15 protein-coding genes are annotated in these 17,346 nt (G+C 72.7%); 7 read left to right on the top strand and 8 right to left on the bottom strand.

Annotated elements, in window-relative coordinates; translation table 11 throughout:
• Positions 1–11: 11 nt before the first annotated feature.
• A complete protein-coding gene (locus ABZZ79_RS26915) occupies positions 12–716 on the bottom strand; it encodes a MerR family transcriptional regulator (RefSeq protein ID WP_356692867.1) in 705 nt (234 codons plus the stop codon).
• 113 nt (positions 717–829) lie between these two features.
• Here ABZZ79_RS26915 and ABZZ79_RS26910 point away from each other — a divergent pair, with 113 nt between their 5' ends.
• Both ABZZ79_RS26910 and ABZZ79_RS26905 read left to right on the top strand, forming a co-directional pair.
• Positions 830–1,309: a macro domain-containing protein gene (locus ABZZ79_RS26910; protein WP_356692865.1), complete on the top strand. Its 480-nt coding sequence runs from the start codon at positions 830–832 to the stop codon at positions 1,307–1,309.
• Positions 1,310–1,422: 113 nt separating this feature from the next.
• Positions 1,423–1,896 carry a hypothetical protein gene (locus ABZZ79_RS26905; RefSeq protein WP_356692863.1) on the top strand — a complete coding sequence of 158 codons (474 nt, stop codon included), beginning with the start codon at positions 1,423–1,425 and terminating at the stop codon, positions 1,894–1,896.
• Positions 1,897–1,986: 90 nt separating this feature from the next.
• On the opposite strand, the gene ABZZ79_RS26900 is transcribed toward ABZZ79_RS26905, so the two are convergent.
• A complete protein-coding gene (locus ABZZ79_RS26900; RefSeq protein ID WP_356692861.1) occupies positions 1,987–3,483 on the bottom strand; it encodes a M1 family metallopeptidase in 1,497 nt (498 codons plus the stop codon).
• A gap of 308 nt (positions 3,484–3,791) precedes the next feature.
• Here ABZZ79_RS26900 and ABZZ79_RS26895 point away from each other — a divergent pair, with 308 nt between their 5' ends.
• Positions 3,792–4,841: an oxidoreductase gene (locus tag ABZZ79_RS26895; RefSeq protein ID WP_356692859.1), complete on the top strand. Its 1,050-nt coding sequence runs from the start codon at positions 3,792–3,794 to the stop codon at positions 4,839–4,841.
• A gap of 13 nt (positions 4,842–4,854) precedes the next feature.
• A complete protein-coding gene (locus ABZZ79_RS26890; RefSeq protein WP_356692857.1) occupies positions 4,855–6,495 on the top strand; it encodes an ABC-F family ATP-binding cassette domain-containing protein in 1,641 nt (546 codons plus the stop codon).
• A 37-nt stretch (positions 6,496–6,532) separates the two neighbouring features.
• Here ABZZ79_RS26890 and ABZZ79_RS26885 read toward each other — a convergent pair whose 3' ends face one another.
• Positions 6,533–7,720: a serine hydrolase domain-containing protein gene (locus ABZZ79_RS26885; protein ID WP_356692855.1), complete on the bottom strand. Its 1,188-nt coding sequence runs from the start codon at positions 7,718–7,720 to the stop codon at positions 6,533–6,535.
• A 697-nt stretch (positions 7,721–8,417) separates the two neighbouring features.
• The gene (locus ABZZ79_RS26880; RefSeq protein ID WP_356692853.1) at positions 8,418–10,790 is read right to left on the bottom strand and encodes a Tex family protein; all 2,373 of its coding nucleotides are present in this window, start codon (positions 10,788–10,790) and stop codon (positions 8,418–8,420) included.
• A gap of 152 nt (positions 10,791–10,942) precedes the next feature.
• On the opposite strand from ABZZ79_RS26880, the gene ABZZ79_RS26875 reads away from it, so the two are divergent.
• Together ABZZ79_RS26875 and ABZZ79_RS26870 are read left to right on the top strand one after the other, a co-directional pair.
• Entirely contained in the window at positions 10,943–11,905 is a 963-nt protein-coding gene (locus tag ABZZ79_RS26875; RefSeq protein WP_356692851.1) for a GlxA family transcriptional regulator, read from the top strand.
• A gap of 42 nt (positions 11,906–11,947) precedes the next feature.
• Entirely contained in the window at positions 11,948–12,583 is a 636-nt protein-coding gene (locus ABZZ79_RS26870) for a DJ-1/PfpI family protein (RefSeq protein WP_356692849.1), read from the top strand.
• An 11-nt stretch (positions 12,584–12,594) separates the two neighbouring features.
• On the opposite strand, the gene ABZZ79_RS26865 is transcribed toward ABZZ79_RS26870, so the two are convergent.
• Positions 12,595–13,344: an enoyl-CoA hydratase/isomerase family protein gene (locus ABZZ79_RS26865; protein WP_356692847.1), complete on the bottom strand. Its 750-nt coding sequence runs from the start codon at positions 13,342–13,344 to the stop codon at positions 12,595–12,597.
• Positions 13,345–13,635: 291 nt separating this feature from the next.
• Between ABZZ79_RS26865 and ABZZ79_RS26860 the strand changes: the two genes are divergently transcribed.
• Entirely contained in the window at positions 13,636–14,145 is a 510-nt protein-coding gene (locus tag ABZZ79_RS26860; protein WP_356692953.1) for an ATP-binding protein, read from the top strand.
• Positions 14,146–14,193: 48 nt separating this feature from the next.
• Here the strand turns inward: ABZZ79_RS26860 and idi are convergent, their stop codons facing one another.
• The 3 genes from idi to galE form a co-directional block, all read right to left on the bottom strand.
• Entirely contained in the window at positions 14,194–14,787 is a 594-nt protein-coding gene (gene idi / locus ABZZ79_RS26855) for an isopentenyl-diphosphate Delta-isomerase (RefSeq protein WP_356692845.1), read from the bottom strand.
• A gap of 150 nt (positions 14,788–14,937) precedes the next feature.
• Positions 14,938–15,879 (bottom strand): cation diffusion facilitator family transporter, encoded by a 942-nt coding sequence (locus ABZZ79_RS26850; RefSeq protein ID WP_356692843.1) that lies wholly within the window; start codon positions 15,877–15,879, stop codon positions 14,938–14,940.
• Between the two features lie 277 nt (positions 15,880–16,156).
• Positions 16,157–17,128: a UDP-glucose 4-epimerase GalE gene (gene galE, locus ABZZ79_RS26845; RefSeq protein WP_356692841.1), complete on the bottom strand. Its 972-nt coding sequence runs from the start codon at positions 17,126–17,128 to the stop codon at positions 16,157–16,159.
• Positions 17,129–17,346: the final 218 nt, after the last annotated feature.

The raw sequence follows: 17,346 nt of genomic DNA, 5'->3' as shown, positions 1-17,346 counted from the left end.
GGCCGGCGGGCTCACGCGCCCGGCTCGCTGAGCCACGCGCGCAGCTCCTCCCGCAGCGACCGCTGAAACACCGTCAGCAGAGCCTGTACGACCAGCGGATGCATGTGCGCGGACAGTGTTCTGACCTCCTGCGGGGCGCGTTCGGCGACCGCCTCCCGCAGGAGCCGCGACAGTTCGCCCGCCGCCGCCCGCGAGTGTGCGATCAGCGCGGTGCGCGCGGCCAGGACGGTCTCCTGCGACAGCGGCACGTCGAGCATCTCCACGCCGAGCCGCAGCAGACCGGCGTCCACCCGGAAGCGGCCGTCGTCCTCGCGGGCGAGCACGTCCAGCGCCACCAGCCGGTCCATGTCCTCGTCGCCGAGCTCCCGGCCGGCCAGCCGCGCCAGGTCCTCCCGGGACACCGACTCCACCGTCTCCGGGGCCCAGGAGGCCACCACGGCCCGGTGGATGGCCAGGTCGTGCGCGCTCAGGCCGGGCGGCAGCGTGCTGAGATGACGCTCGATCGCGGCCAGTGTCATGCCCTGGCGCTGGAGCTCCTCGATCAGCGCCAGTCGCGCAAGATGCCCCGGACCGTAGTGGCCCACCCGGCGCGGACCGATCGCCGGGGGCGGCAGCAGGCCCTTGGTGCCGTAGAACCGCACCGTGCGCACCGTGACGCCCGCGCGCGCGGCCAGCTCGTCGATGGTGAGGGCCGGCTCCCCGGCGTCCGTCGTCATGTCGAGCAGTATCGCTGTCACACCAGTCGCTGTGACACCTGTGACTGTCAACCGGACCACGATGTGAGACACGGCCCGAGGCCACTGTCAGTGGCCTCGCCTACGGTGGCGTCATGTCGGGGATCACATACCTCAGAGGCGACGCCACCCTCCCGTCCGTCAAGGGCGTGAAGATCATCGCCCATGTCTGCAACGACATCGGCGGCTGGGGCAAGGGCTTCGTCCTCGCCCTCTCCCGCCGCTGGCCGCAGCCGGAGGCCGCGTACCGCGCCTGGCACCGCGAGCGCGCGAGCAACGACTTCGCCCTCGGCGCGGTCCAGCTCGTCCAGGTCGACCGGTACGTCTGGGTGGCCAACATGGTCGGCCAGCACGGCATCCGCACAGGAAGCAAGGGCGTCCCGGTCCGCTACGAGGCGATGGACACCGCCCTGGACCGGCTCGCCGGTCACGCGCTCGAACTCGGTGCGTCGGTGCACATGCCGCGGATCGGCTGTGGTCTGGCGGGAGGCAAGTGGTCCAGAGTCGAGCCGCTGATCGACGAGCGGTTGGTGGGGCGGGGTGTCCCGGTGACCGTCTACGACCACGAAGCCTGACCCGCGCGGGGGCGCTGCGACCTCAGGGCGCCGCGAGCTCAGGGTGTCGCGTTTCGGTCAGGATTGACGTGAAAGGTCAGCGGCTCGCACCGGTGAGTGGGTAGGACATCGGCATGGAGCTGATTCCGTGGAACATCGGACCGCTGAACCCTCGCCTCCCCGAGCTGATCGTCGCGCTGCTGCTCTTCACGTGCTGCTACGCCGCCACGGCACGGCTCCTGCGCCGCATGAACCACGTCCTGGAGGAACGCGAGCGGGCCACGGACGGAGCTGACCGCGAGGCCGAGCAGATCCGCGCCCAGGCCGAGGCCACGCGCGAGGAAGCCCTCACGCTGCTCGCCGCCGCCCGCCACGACGCCGCCCGCCTCCGCCAGCAGGCCCGCGAACAGGGAGCCGCCCTCATCGCGGGCGCCCGCGCCGACGCCCTGCGCGAACGGGACGCATTCCTCGCCGAGTCCACGGCCCGCCTCGACGCGGACCGCGCCGCCGCCGAGGCGGAACTGCGCCTCCACGTCCCGGACCTGGCCGGGCGCCTGGCGGGCAGCCTGGTGGGCGAACCGCCGGCCGACCTGCAACGGACCTCCTAGGCAGCCGCCTCGCAGGCGAACCCCCGCGCCGCAGCGTGCGATACGCGGCGACGCGGGGGGCGTACGCCCGAGCGGTACCGTCGGCCGAACTCAGTGGTCGTGCACGTCGTTCGTCGCGGTGATCTTCTTCCAGGACTTGGGCTGCGCGGGCGCGGGGGCCGAGGGGCGGGCGACCGCGGTGGCGCGGGCCGCGGGTGTCGTGGGCTTCTGCGGCTGGTAGAGCCAGGTGTCGAACAGCGCGTCCAGGTCCTGTCCGGACACCTGCTCGGCGTAGGCCACGAAGTCCGCGACCGTCGCGTTGCCGTACGCGTACCGCTGCGGCCAGCCCTTGAGGACGGCGAAGAACGCCTCGTCGCCGATCCGGTTGCGCAGCGCCTGGAGGGCCAGCGCGCCCCGGTCGTAGACGGCGATGTGGAACTGGTTGTCCGGCCCCGGGTCGCCTGGCTTCACCGTCCAGAACGGGTCGTCGGCCGGGCGCGAGGCGTACACGTAGTCGGCGATCTCCTGCGTCGTCCCCTCGCCCTCGTGCTCGGACCACAGCCACTGCGCGTACCGCGCGAAGCCCTCGTTGATCCAGATGTCCTTCCAGCCGGCCACCGACACGAGGTCGCCGTACCACTGGTGGGCCAGCTCGTGCACGACCACGGAGGTGTTCGACCCGTTCGCGAACTGGCGCGGGCTGTAGAACGGCCGGGTCTGGGTCTCCAGCGCGTACCCGGTGTTCGTGTTGGGCACATAGCCGCCCAGCGCGTTGTACGGATACGGCCCGAAGTACTCGACCAGCCAGTCGGCGATCTCACCCGTCCGCTCGACACTCGCCCGTGCGGCCCCGTAGTTCTCCCCGAGGTCCTTGCTGTAGGCGTTGACGAAGGGGATGCCGCTCTCGGTGGTCCCGGTGGACAGGTCGAACTCGCCCACCGCGAGCGTGGCCAGATACGTGGCCTGCGGCTTGTCGGAGCGCCAGTTCCAGCGGGTCCAGCCCAGTCGCGAACTGCTCGACTGCAGACGGCCGTTGGAGATCGCCTGGGTACCGTCCGGCACCAGCACCGACACGTCGTACGTGGCCTTGTCCAGCGGGTGGTCGTTGCTCGGGAACCACCACCAGGCCGCCTCGGGCTCGTTGGCGCCGACGCCGCCGTCCGGGGTGCGGTGCCAGCTGGTGAAGCCGTACGCCCGCTTCGTCGACGGCACGCCCTTGTAGCGCACCACCACGGTCACGGACGCGCCCTTGGGCAGCGGCGTTCTCGGCGTGATCTCCAGCTCGTGTTCGCCCGAGGTGGTGAACGCGGCCTTGCCGCCGTTGACCCGGACCTCGCTGACGTCCAGCAGGAAGTCCAGGTTGAACCGCTTCAGGTCCTGGGTGGTGCGGGCCAGGAGGGTCGCCGTGCCTTCCAGTTCGTCCGTGCCCGGCTGGTACTTCAGCCGGAGGTCGTAGTGGGAGACGTCGTATCCGCCGTTGCCGTAGTCCGGGTAGTAGGGGTCTCCGATGCCCGGTGCGCCGGGGGTGAAGGCGGTCGCCGATGCCGGGATCGCCAGCAGGAGGACGGCCGCCGTCAGCGCGCCCGGTGCGATGATTCTGCGGTGCACGCAAGCTCCAAGTCGTAGGATCACGTGGTCTGTTCGGAGCCTATTCAGGCCCTGGGCGGGAGAGGCTGTCCACGGGGCCCGGTGTCACACGAACGCCATCCGGCCGAAACGTGGTGCGCTTCGTGCGCGGCTTTCCCCCGTTTCGCGGCCCCTTCTCCCGCACGCGTACCGCCCGAAGTGATTTCTCGAGAGCCCTGCTCCCCCTCCGCGGATGCATGCCGATCGGCAGGCCCGCCAGTCAGCAGCCGCAGTGTCCGGCGTCGGCGGCTTCCCGTCTCGGCAACCCTTTTGCTGGGAACACTCCCCCCATGCCCGCCGCCCACGCGACCTTCGCCCTCGCCCCCGCGATCCGTGCCGGTGGCGTCCTTCCCGACGGCGCCTATCAACTGCACAGGGACTTCGTGGACTTCATCGTCGACGGCCGTCCGCTGCTGTTCCAGCTGTCCGACCTGGACGCGGTGTCCCCGCTCGCCTCCGACGTGCCGCCCGCGATCTTCACCGCGCAGGTCCGCGCACTCCTGCTGGAGCCGGAGGCATCCGCCCCGCTGCCCGGCGGCAGGTACGTGATCTACGGCTGCCCCGAGTGCGCGGACCTGGCCTGCGGCGCGGTCACCGCGGTGATCGAGCGCGACGGCGAGGACTACGTCTGGCGGGACTTCGCCTGGCAGACCGAACCGGAGGCCGACCTGGAGCGGAACGGGTATCACGGCATCGGCCCGTTCCGCTTCGCCGGCGAGGAGTACCGCGCGGCCCTGGACGCCCTGACGCACACCGGCGACCGCCGCCGCGTCCTGCTCATCGGCGCCCGCGTGGCCGTCCTGGCCAAGCTCGCGGCGGCCCTGCGCGGCATCGGCATCGGCGCCGACATCACCCGGGACGCCGAGCACGTCCCCGCCGAGGAACTGAGCGCCTACGGCGCCGTCGCCTTCGGCCGCGCCGTCGGCGAGCCGGAGCGCGCCGCCGTACGCGCCGCCTTCGACCGGGCCGGGGTCGACGTGGCCTACGTGGACGGCCTGGCCCCCGTCGTCCCCCTCCTGGTCGCCCAGATCGAGCAGGCCCTGGACCGCGGTCCGGTGACGCGGCGCCGCCTGAACCGGCTGGAGGCGGCGGACGGCCACCTCGGCGTCGAGGTCGGCTCGTCCTGCCGGGTCCGCGTCACGGCGTACCGCCTGGACCGGCTCCACCGCACGCACACGTACGAGATCTTCGACGGCGTACTGGAGCCCGGCCCGCACCGCATCGCGCTGGATACCGGGACGGTGCGCGGCGAGGCGTTCGTGGTGGCCCGCACCGCGGGGAACGTACTGGTCGCGGCGCTGTCGCGCACGGCGGACGGACCCTCCGGCGCCGCCCATTAGGATCGGCCCCCTGATGACTGCCACCCTCGTCGCCAAGAACCTCGCCGCCGGACACGGCGACCGCGCCCTCTTCACGGACCTCGACCTGGTCGTCGCACCCGGGGACGTGATCGGCCTGGTCGGCGCCAACGGCGCGGGCAAGTCCACCCTGCTGCGCCTGCTCGCCGGACTCACCGCGCCGGAACAGGGCGAACTCCGCCTCTCCCCGCCCACCGCCGCGGTCGGCCACCTCCCGCAGGAGCCGGACCGCCGCCCGGGCGAGACGGTCCGGGCGTTCCTGGCCCGCCGCACGGGCGTCGCAGAGGCCCAGCGCGTGATGGACGAGGCCACCCAGGGCCTGGTCGACGGCACCCCCGGCGCGGACGACGCCTACGCGGCGAGCCTGGAGCGCTGGCTCGGCCTCGGCGGCGCCGACCTCGACGAACGCGCGGAGGAAGTCGCCGACTCCCTGGGCCTCGCCGTCGACCTGGACCAGCCGATGACCGCGCTGTCCGGCGGTCAGGCGGCCCGCGCGGGCCTCGCCTCCCTCCTGCTCTCCCGCTACGACGTCTTCCTGCTGGACGAGCCCACCAACGATCTGGACCTGGAGGGCCTGGAACGCCTGGAGCGGTTCGTCACCGGCCTGCGCGCGGGCACCGTCGTCGTCAGCCACGACCGTGAGTTCCTCACCCGCACGGTCACCAAGGTCCTCGAACTCGACCTCGCCCAGCGGCAGATCAACCTCTACGGCGGCGGCTACGACGCCTACCTGGAGGAACGCGAGACGGCCCGCCGGCACGCCCGCGACGACTACGAGGAGTACGCCGACAAGAAGGCCGCCCTCCAGGACCGCGCGCAGATGCAGCGGGGCTGGATGGACAAGGGCGTGAAGAACGCCCGGCGCAAGGCGGGCAACGACAACGACAAGATCGGCCGCAAGTTCCGCAGCGAGGCCAGCGAGAAGCAGGCCGCGAAGGCGCGCCAGACCCAGCGCATGATCGAACGCCTGGACGTCGTCGAGGAGCCCCGCAAGGAGTGGGAGCTGCGCATGGAGATCGCCTCGGCGCCGCGCTCCGGGGCGGTCGTCGCGACGCTGCGGGACGCCGAGGTCCGTCGCGGCGGCTTCACCTTCGGCCCGGTCTCCCTCCAGATCGACTGGGCCGACCGCGTCGCCGTGACCGGGGCGAACGGCGCGGGCAAGTCCACCCTGCTCGGCGCGCTGCTGGGCCGCGTCCCCCTCGACGCGGGGCACGCGGCCCTCGGCTCGGGTGTCCTGGTGGGCGAGGTGGACCAGGCCCGCAAACTGTTCCACGGCACCGAGGCGCTGCTGGACGCGTTCTGCGCGGCCGTGCCGGACACCGAGCCGGTCGAGGTCCGCACCCTCCTGGCCAAGTTCGGCCTGAAGGCGGAGCACGTGATGCGCCCGGCCGCCACCCTGTCACCCGGCGAACGCACCCGGGCGGCCCTCGCCCTGCTCCAGGGCAGGGGCGTCAACCTCCTCGTCCTCGACGAGCCCACCAACCATCTCGACCTGCCCGCCATCGAGCAGCTGGAGTCCGCTCTCGACGCCTACGAGGGCACCCTGCTGCTGGTCACCCACGACCGCCGGATGCTCGACGCCGTGCACGTCACCCGCCACCTGGAGGTCGCCGACGGCAAGGTGACGGAACGCTAGGGCCGGTCCGCGGGCCTGTCCGGCCCCGGGGGAGCCCCTACGGCTTGCCCTTCAGCAGGGCGCAGACGAAGTCCTCCTGCACGGCCCGCAGCCGGCGCAGCAGATCCGGGGTCTGGGCCTGGTTGATCTGGCTGGTCGTCGAGAACGTCAGCGACCGGCGTCCGTCGGGCGTGGCCGCGATCAGCTGGGTGTACCCGGCGGTGTTGCCGGTGTGCCCGAGCACCACCCCGCAGCGGGTGGTGTACCGGAAGATGGCCAGCCCGGCGTCGTTGCGGCCGGGCCCGGCGGGCTCCGACGCGCCGCCGATGACCCAGCGCCGCTGCTCCCGTACGACGGCCGGGCCGTACAGCCGCCCTCCGGCGTAGCCCCGTACGAACCGGGTCATGTCGGCGGGCGTCGAGACGATGCCGCCCGACGCCCACACGCCGGACATGCTGATCAGCTCGCTGACGTCCTCGGGGGGCGGGGGCGGGCTCGTGTCGTAGCCGTGCAGATAGGGCCGCGGCATCCGGAACCCCTGCGGCAGGCTCGTCCGGCGCAGGCCCAGCGGGCGGTACACCAGTTCCGCGAGCAGCCGCTCGTAGCGCGTCCCGGTGACGGCCTCCGCCATCAGCGCGACCGCGATGTTGTCGGAGTTCGAGTACTGGTACCGGCTGCCCGGCGGGAACCGCAGCGGCTGGTCGGCGACGAAGTCGAGCAGCCTGCGCGAGTCGAACAGGTGGTGTGGGTCGGCGAACAGCAGGGAGAGGAAGCCGGGGCTCTGCGAGTAGTCCGGCAGGCCGCTGGTGTGGTTGAGCAGCTGGCGCAGCGTCACCGCGCTCCATGCCCGCGGCAGCTGGGGGAGGCGTTCGCCCAGGGTGTCGTCGAGCCCCAGGTCGCCGAGCTGCACGAGGGACAGGGCCACCGCTCCGCTGAACGCCTTGGCCGTGCTGGCGATGCGCATATGGTCCTGCGGCTGGGGCCTCCGGCCGGTCTCCAGGTCAGCCACCCCGGCCCGCACCACCCGGGTGCGTCCGCCGTCGCGCAGTACGGCGATGACCCCGGGCGGGCCGCCCGGCGCTTGGACGAGATCCTCCAGCCGCCGCTGCAACCCGGCGTCGCCGTACGGCGGTTCGGGATGCGCGGCGGCCTGCGCGGCAGCGGGGGAGACCAGGGCCAGACAGACCGCGATCAGGGAGACGGCGGCCGGCCGGGAGCGGCCACGGGCAGAGCGCTGGAACTGCATCGGTCACTCCGGAAGGGGGACGACGGGAGGTCCAGCTTCACCCCGCCCCCGCCCACCCGTCCGCCGCGACTGCTGCACTCGGCCCAACGCCCCACCCCCTCGGCGCCCGGACATCCCCGCACCGACCGGCGACCGACCCGCCAGGCCCGACCCGCCAGGCCCGACCCGCCAGGCTCGGCCCGGCAGGCCCGGCTGCGCCGCGGCGCCTGGCGTAACCCCGGTCCGGCGTTATCCCGGCCAGGCGGCCCCGGCTCGGGGTCATCCCGTCCCGGCCGCCCGGGCTCGGCGTCGCCCCGGCCCGGGGATGCCGGGCCGATCGGATCAGCGCTTGCCCTTCTTCGGGTCCAGCAGTCCCGCCTTGCGCAGCGCGTCCGCCATCGCGCTGTTGGCCGGTGGCGGCGTTTGGCGGGAGCCTCCGCCTCCGCCCCCGCCGCGACCCTGCCGCTGCTGCCGGCCGCCGCCGGAGGGCTGGCCGCCCTGCGGTGCCGCCTCGTCGTCTAGCCGCAGCGTCAGGGAGCGCCCCGGCCCGGGCCCCGTCCGGCCGTCCCCGGCTCGGGGTCATCCCGGTCCGGCCGCCCGGGCTCGGCGTCGCCCCCGCCCGGGCGCCCCCGGTCCGGCGTTATCCCGGTCAGGCGCGACCCCGGCCGGTCACCCCGGCCCGGCGGCACCCCGGCCCGGGGATGCCGGGCCGATCGGATCAGCGCTTGCCCTTCTTCGGGTCCAGCAGTCCCGCCTTGCGCAGCGCGTCCGCCATCGCGCTGTTGGTCGGTGGCGGCGTTTGGCGGGAGCCTCCGCCTCCGCCCCCGCCGCGACCCTGCCGCTGCTGCGGCGGCCGGCCTCCGCCGCGCTGCTGGCGGCCGGCGCCGGAGGGCTGGCCGCCCTGCGGTGCCGCCTCGTCGTCCAGCCGCAGCGTCAGGGAGATCCGCTTGCGCGGGATGTCCACGTCGAGGACCTTCACCTTGACGATGTCACCCGGCTTGACCACGTCCCGCGGGTCCTTCACGAACGTCTTCGACATGGCCGAGACGTGCACCAGCCCGTCCTGGTGGACACCGACGTCGACGAACGCGCCGAACGCGGCCACGTTGGTGACGACTCCCTCCAGCACCATCCCGGAGGCGAGGTCGGAGATCTTCTCCACGCCCTCCTTGAAGGTGGCCGTCTTGAAGGCCGGACGCGGGTCGCGCCCCGGCTTCTCCAGCTCCTTCAGGATGTCGCTGACGGTCGGCAGACCGAAGGTCTCGTCGACGAACTCCGTCGGCTTCAGCGAGCGCAGCACCGAGGTGTTGCCGATCAGCGCGGCTACCTCCTGACCGGCGGTCTTCACCATCCGCCGGACCACCGGGTACGCCTCGGGGTGCACGCTGGAGGCGTCCAGCGGGTCGTCCCCGCCCCGGATACGCAGGAAGCCCGCGCACTGCTCGTACGCCTTGGGGCCGAGCCGCGCCACCTTCTTCAGCTCCGAGCGCGAGCGGAACGGGCCGTTGGTGTCGCGGTGCGCCACGATGTTCTCGGCGAGGCCGGAGGAGATGCCGGACACGCGCGAGAGCAGCGGCGCGGAGGCGGTGTTGACGTCCACGCCGACGCCGTTCACACAGTCCTCGACCACCGCGTCCAGCGAGCGCGACAGCTTCACCTCGGACAGGTCGTGCTGGTACTGGCCGACGCCGATCGACTTCGGGTCGATCTTCACCAGCTCGGCCAGCGGGTCCTGGAGCCGGCGGGCGATCGAGACGGCGCCGCGCAGCGACACGTCCATGTCGGGCAGCTCCTGCGAGGCGAACGCCGACGCGGAGTACACCGAGGCGCCGGCCTCGGAGACCATCACCTTGGTCAGCTGCAGCTCGGGGTGCCGGGTGATGAGGTCACCGGCGAGCTTGTCGGTCTCGCGGGACGCCGTGCCGTTGCCGATCGCGACCAGCTCGACGGCGTGCTCCTTCGCCAGCCGTGCCAGCTTGGCGATCGCCTCGTCCCAGCGGTTGGCCGGCACGTGCGGGTGGATGACGTCCGTGGCGACGACCTTGCCGGTGGCGTCGACGACCGCGACCTTCACACCCGTACGGAAACCCGGGTCCAGGCCCAGCGTCGCGCGGGTGCCGGCCGGGGCGGCGAGCAGCAGATCGCGCAGGTTGGCGGCGAACACGCCGACCGCCTCGTCCTCGGCGGCCGTGCGCAGCCGCAGCCGCATGTCGATGCCGAGGTGGACGAGGATGCGGGTGCGCCAGGCCCAGCGGACCGTGTCCGTGAGCCACTTGTCGCCGGGGCGGCCGTGCTGGCCGATGCCGAACCGGCCCGCGACGATCGCCTCGTACGAGGAGGGACCCTCGGTGGCCTCCTCCGGCTCCAGGACGAGATCGAGGACCTCCTCCTTCTCACCGCGCAGCATCGCCAGGACGCGGTGCGAGGGCAGCGCGGTGAACGGCTCGGCGAAGTCGAAGTAGTCGGCGAACTTCGCGCCCGCCTCCTCCTTGCCCTCGCGCACCTTGGCGGCCAGCCGCCCGCGCACCCACATGCGCTCGCGCAGCTCGCCGATCAGGTCGGCGTCCTCGGAGAACCGCTCGGTGAGGATCGCGCGGGCGCCGTCCAGCGCGGCCTGCGGGTCGGCGACGCCCTTGTCGGCGTCGACGAAGGCCGCGGCGGCGGCCAGCGGATCCACGCCCGGGTCGCCGAGCAGGCCCTCGGCCAGCGGCTCCAGACCGGCCTCGCGGGCGATCTGCGCCTTGGTGCGCCGCTTCGGCTTGTAGGGCAGGTAGATGTCCTCCAGGCGCGCCTTGGTCTCGGCCCCCCGGATCTGCGCCTCCAGCTCGTCGGTGAGCTTGCCCTGCTCACGCACCGACTCCAGGATCGCCGTGCGGCGCTCCTCCAGCTCCCGCAGATAGCGCAGCCGCTCCTCGAGCGTGCGCAGCTGCGCGTCGTCGAGCATCTCGGTGGCTTCCTTGCGGTACCGGGCGATGAAGGGCACCGTCGAACCGCCGTCGAGCAGTTCCACCGCAGCCTTGACCTGCCGCTCCCGTACGCCGAGTTCCTCGGCGATCCTGCCTTCGATGGACGCTGCCAGGGGTGTCGTCACGATCGCGTACCGCCTTCTCCACTTCGGGTTGCGCGGCAATTGTGGCAGGTGGCACCGACAGCGGGGGATGTGGGCACGCCACCACCCTCATGGCAGGAAAGGTGGGGTGCTCGTCATTGCGGCCATCGCCGGGCCGCCGAAGAATCGAGGACATGGCGCAGCGAACCGTGCTCGTCGTCCTCTTCGACGACGTCCAGAGCCTCGATGTCACCGGTCCCGTGGAGGTCTTCGCGGGCGCCGAGGGGTGTGTGCCGGGCGCGTACACGATTCGTACGGCCTCGCTGGACGGCGGTCCCGTGCGCACCTCCAGCGGGCTGACCCTGGTGCCGGACATGGCCCTGGCGGACGCGGACGAGCCGGATCTGCTGCTGGTGCCGGGCGGCCGGGGCACCCGAGCGGCGGACCCGCGGCTCGTCGACTGGCTGCGCCGCCGCGGCCCGCGCGCCCGGCGTCTGGTGTCCGTGTGCACGGGCGCGATCCTGCTGGCCGAGGCCGGGCTGCTGGACGGCCGCCGGGCCACCACCCACTGGGCGTACTGCGGGAAACTGGCCCGCGACCACCCGGAGATCGAGGTCGACGCCGACCCGATCTACGTACGGGACGCACATGTGTGCACCTCGGCCGGTGTCACCGCGGGCATCGACCTGGCCCTGGCCCTGGTGGAGGAGGACCTCGGCCGGAAGGTCGCGCTCACCGTCGCCCGGTATCTGGTGGTGTTCCTGCGCCGGCCGGGCAACCAGGCCCAGTTCAGCGCCCAGTTGGCGGCCCAGACGGCGGCGCGCGAGCCGCTGCGCGACGTCCAGCAGTGGATCACCGAGAACCCCGGCGGCGATCTGTCCGTCGAGACGCTCGCCGCCCGCGCCCGGCTCTCCCCGCGCCACTTCGCCCGGGCGTTCCGCGCCGAGACCGGGCTCACCCCCGGCCGGTACGTGGACCGGGTGCGGCTCGAACACGCCCGTCGGCTGCTGGAGGACACCGGTGACGGTGTCGAGGAGATCTCCCGCGCCAGCGGCTACGGAACCCCGGAGGCCATGCGCCGCGCCTTCGTGCGCGCCCTCGGGACCGCGCCCGCCGAGTACCGGCGTCGCTTCCGCCCGGCACAGGGCCGCCGGTGAACACCCCAGGACAAACCACCGAATCGAGTGAAGGGACACCCCGTGCAGATCGCGATCGTCCTCTACGACCGCTTCACCGCCCTCGACGCCGTCGGCCCCTACGAGACCCTCGTCCGGCTGCCGGACGCCGAACTGGTCTTCGTCGCCGAGCACACCGGCCCGGTCCGCACCGACACCGGGAACCTCGCCCTGGTCGCCGACCGCACGCTCGCCGAGGTGCCGGACCCGGACATCGTCGTCGTACCGGGCGGCCCCGGACAGACACCGCAGATGGACAACGCGGCTCTGCTGGACTGGCTGCGCGCGGTGGACGCCACCAGCACCTGGACGACGTCCGTGTGCACCGGCTCCCTGCTGCTGGCCGCCGCCGGACTGCTGAAGGGCCGCCGCGCGACCTCGCACTGGCTCGCGCTGGAGTACCTGTCGGGGTTCGGCGCCGAGTCCACCGGCGAGCGGGTCGTCTTCGACGGCAAGTACGTCACCGCGGCCGGAGTCTCCTCCGGCATCGACATGGGCCTCGCCCTGGTGGGCCGGATCGCGGGCGACGAACACGCCCAGGCCGTCCAGCTGGTGACGGAGTACGACCCGCAGCCGCCCTACGACGCGGGCTCCCCGCACAAGGCGCCCGCGCGTCTCGTCGAGGAGTTCCGCGGCAGGAGCCGTTTCGTGCTGACCTGACGCGGGGCGCGTCAGCCCGAGGTCGTCCAGGTGAACCGCGGCTTCCTGCGCTCCAGGAACGCGGCGACCCCCTCGGCGGCCTCCGTGCTCTCGCGGGCCCGCGCGGCCCAGTGCTCGTCGCGGTCGGAGCGGCCGTCGGCGAACTCCTTGGCCGCGGCCTGCGTCAGCTGGGAGCGCGTCACCAGGATCCGGGTGAACTCCGCGACCCGCTTGCCGAGTTCGCCCTCGGACAGCACCTCGTCCACCAGGCCGGTGCGCAGCGCCCGCGCGGTGTCGATCAACTCACCGGAGAACAAGAGGTACTTGGCGGTGGCGGGCCCGGTCAGCGACACCAGCCGACGGGTGGAGGAGGCCGGGTAGACGATGCCGAGCTTCGCCGGGGTCACCCCGAACAGGGCGCCCTCCTCGGCGAACCGCAGATCGCAGGCGGCGGCCAGCTGCGAGCCGCCGCCCACACAGTGCCCCTGGACCGCGGCGAGCGTGGGCCGGGGGAAGGCGGCCAGTGCCTCCTCGGCCCGCACCGCGAGCTCCTGCGCCGCACGGGGCGAACCCTGGAGCGTGGAGATGTCGGCGCCCGCGCAGAAGGTGCCGCCCTCGCCGGTCAGCACCAGCGCCCGTACGCCCGGGTCGGCGGCCAGCGTGTCGAGCAGCGGCGGCAGCGCGGCCCACATCGCGGCGGTCATGGCGTTGCGCTTGGCCGGGTGGTGGATGACGACCGTGGCGACGGAATCGGTCACGCTGTGCAGCAGCTGGGGCTCCATGCGCCGGATGCTAACCCGGACCCCCTGGCGTGCCTCTGTGGGGCTGATCACGATCCTCGGGGGAGAACCCCCGGCAAAGAGGGCGAGCGCGCCGTCAAACCCGTACAACCCGAATAGTTCCCGAAGGCGGCACGAGGGGGGCAGGAGCAGTCCCACAACTGACCGTGTCATACGCCAATGGTCAGAAACGCTCGATAGTCGCTGACTTGTGTTCAGTCATCCGGTCCGGACCGACTCATTACCAACACTCGACGTGTGGTGACAATCGAGCGCGAGGGTGGCGACCGGACGATGGAGACCCATGGGTGCGGGCCCGGTCCACGCCCAGAAGGTGACGCGGACGCACCCCTTCAGGCGGGCCCTGCGGACCCGCTGCCGTACGAAGGTGTCTGGCGGTTCACGGCCCCGGCCGTGGAAGCCTCGGTCCCGCAGGCGCGGCACGCCGTGCGGGACCTGTTGTACCGGCAAGGCGTGCCCGCCTCGGACGACCTCGTCCAGGGACTCCTGCTGATCGTCTCGGAGCTGGTGACCAACGCCGTGCGGCACGCCGCTCTGCTGTCGCCGGTGCTGGCCGTGGAGGTCGCCGTCGGCGCGGAGTGGGTGCGGGTGTCCGTCGAGGACAGCCACCCCTACCGCCCGACCGCCCTGGAGGCCGACCACGGCCAGACGGGCGGGCGGGGACTGCTGCTCGTGCGGGAGATCACGCGGGAGGCGGGCGGGGTGTGCGACGTGGAGCACACCGCGAGCGGCGGCAAGGTGATCTGGGCCGCCCTCCCGCTCAAACCCCCGGGACGGCCCTGAGGTCCGGACCCGACGACCGGGACCAAGACCTCGGGGCCGATGCCGGCCTCACCAGCCGGGGGCGTCGCCCGTCAGCTCGCGGATCGCGGGGCGGGCGGCGTCCAGCACGGTCATGAACCAGGCGGAGAACCGGTCCTTCGCATGCCGCTCGGCGAGTTCCGCGGGCGTCACGAAGGCCGTGTCGCCGACCTCCCTCGCATCCGGCCGCAGCGGGGCCTGCACCAGGCCGACGAAGAGGTGGTTGTACTCCTGCTCCACCAGACCCGAGGCCGGGTCCGGGTGGTTGTAGCGGACCGTGCCCGCCTCCGCCAGCAGCGCCGGTGAGGCGCCGAGCTCCTCGAAGGTGCGCCGGGCCGCGGCGGCGAAGGGCGCCTCGCCGGGGTAGGGGTGGCCGCAGCAGGTGTTGGACCACACGCCGGGGGAGTGGTACTTGCCGAGCGCCCGCTGCTGGAGCAGCAGCCGCCCGCGGTCGTCGAAGAGGAACACCGAGAACGCGCGGTGCAGTTGCCCCGGCGCCTGATGGGCGGCGAGCTTCTCCGCGGTGCCGATCGTCACGCCGTCCTCGTCGACGAGTTCCAGCAAGATAGCTTCCGCGGTGCCCTCCGACGCCTGCTGCGTCGTGGTGGCAGGTGTGATCGCCATACCCATCCTTCGCTTCGGTCCTCGCGCCCCAGTCTGCCGTACGAAACCGGCGCTTTCGGCACTACCTGTCCTCGGTACGCCGGAATGAGGGGCCCGATGAACGATCATGCCCAGGGGCGCGTGCCGCAACCACCGCGGCACCCCTCGAGTTCAGTGGCACAGCCGGGCCTCGTGCTCCGCGTGGCCGCCCGGCTCCAGCTGGAAGGTGCAGTGCTCCACGTCGAAGTGGTCGCCGAGGCAGCCCTGGAGCTCGTGCAGCATCTTCTCGTGCCCGATCGCACTGAGGACGTCCTCGCGCACCACCACGTGCACCGACAGCACCGGCATCCCCGAGGTGATCGTCCAGGCGTGCAGGTCGTGCACGTCCTCCACCCCGTCCAGCGCCAGGATGTGCTCGCGCACCTCGGCCATGTCGACGCCTCGGGGAGCCGACTCCAGCAGTACGTCCAGGGTCTCGCGCAGCAGCCGCAGGGTGCGCGGGACGATCATCAGACCGATGACCAGCGAGGCGATCGGGTCCGCCGCCTCCCAGCCGGTGGTGAGGATCACCGTGGCCGAGATCAGCACCGCGACCGAGCCCAGCGCGTCCGCCGCGACCTCCAGGAACGCGCCGCGCACGTTCAGGCTGTCCTTGCTGCCCCGCATCAGCAGCGTGAGGGAGACCATGTTCGCGGCGAGGCCCACCAGCGCGAAGACGATCGTCACGCCGCCCTCGGTGCCGGCCGGCGTGATGAACCGCTGGATCGCCTCGTAGAGGACGTAGCCGCCGACGCCGAGCAGCAGCAGACAGTTGGCCAGCGCCGCGAGGATCTCGGCGCGGGCGTAGCCGAAGGTGCGTCTGGCCGTCGGCGGCAGGCTCGCGAAGTGGATCGCCAGCAGGGCCATGCCGAGCCCGAGCGCGTCGGTCGCCATGTGCGCGGCGTCCGCGATCAGCGCCAGAGAGTCGGCGAGCATGCCGCCGACGATCTCGGTCACCATCACACCGAGCGTGATCGCGAGCGCGACCCTCAGCCGCCCGCGGTACGCCGCGGTCGCCGTACCGCCGGGCTCGGTGCGCCCGTGCGCATGCCCGTGGTCATGCCCAGCCCCCATGGGAACCGCCCTCCTGCGATCGGACCGGGATCACAGTGAACTACGGGTGGGGGGTATCCGGCAACGCGGCACTGAACACCGTTGTCATGTGCTCTGACCTGCGGAAACGAACCGCAGGTCAGAGCGGTGCGGTCACCGGGCGTGATGCGGCCGCGACCCGCCGGGCGTCATCGGTCCCCGGTGCGGCCGTCCCGTGGTTCCGGAGGCCGGCGGCCCCGGCCGCACCCGGGCCGCCGCCCAGGCGTCGATGCCCGGACTCTGAACTCCGCGCAGGACGTCACCGGCCCTGGTGCAGCCGCCACCCCTGCCATGCCGACTCGACCATCTCGGTGAGGCCGTACCGCGCGCTCCAGCCGAGCTCCTTCGCGGCGCGGGCGGCCGAGGCGACCGCGCGGGGCGCGTCACCGGGGCGGCGGCCCTCGACGACGGGCGCGCGGGCGTCCTCCGTCACCTCGCCGATCAGCGTGACCAGCTCGCGCACGGAGACGCCCTCGCCGCGGCCGATGTTCACCGTGAGGTCGCCCGAGGAGCCGACGGCGTTCAGATGCCGGGCCGCCGCGAGATGGGCCTCGGCGAGGTCGGCCACATGGATGTAGTCGCGCACACAGGTGCCGTCCGGCGTCGGATAGTCGCCGCCGAAGATCCGCGGGGCCTCGTCGCGGGTGAGCCGGTCGAAGACCATCGGGACGATGTTGAACACACCTGTGTCGGCCAGCTCGGGCGCGGCCGTCCCCGCCACGTTGAAGTAGCGCAGACACACCGTCGCGATGCCGTGCGCCCGGCCCGCGGCCCTGACCAGCCACTCACCGGCCAGTTTGGTCTCGCCGTAGGGGTTCACCGGCGCGCACGGGGTGTCCTCGGTGATGAGATCCACGTCCGGGGTGCCGTAGACGGCCGCGGAGGAGGAGAAGACGAACCGGCCGATCCCGGCGTCGGCGACGGCTTGAAGGAGGGTGGCCAGACCGCCCACGTTCTCCGCGTAGTACCAGGCCGGCCGCGCGACCGACTCCGCCACCTGCTTGCGGGCCGCGAGGTGCACCACCCCGGTCACCTCGTGCTCGGCGAACACCTGCCGCAGCAGGGCCGGGTCCAGCAGCGAGCCCGCCACGAGCGGCACGCCGTCCGGCAGCCGTGCCGGGACGCCCGCCGAGAGGTCGTCCAGCGCCACGACGCGCTCCCCGGCACCGGCCATGGCCCGTGCCACATGCGCCCCGATGTATCCGGCACCGCCGGTGATCAGCCATGTCATGGTCGCCCACCCTAAGCCGACCCCGAAGCGGGGAACGGCTCCGCCGCGTTCGCCCGGACGGCCGTATGTCTCGAATGCCCTTTCTGGGGCCGTGATTTTGTCTGCCTGGCATCCCATCACCGATGATGATCGCGACAGAGGTCACGAGCAGACCGTGTCGACCGGACCATGAACGGCCGGTGAACACGGCTTTCCCATCATCCGATAGCCTCTGCCGA

Origin of the sequence: Streptomyces sp. NPDC006458, assembly GCF_040612135.1 — a bacterium.
Classification (GTDB): Bacteria; Actinomycetota; Actinomycetes; order Streptomycetales; family Streptomycetaceae; genus Streptomyces.
Note: the sequence above shows the minus strand (reverse complement) of the source record. Positions and strands in the feature narration are given on the sequence as shown.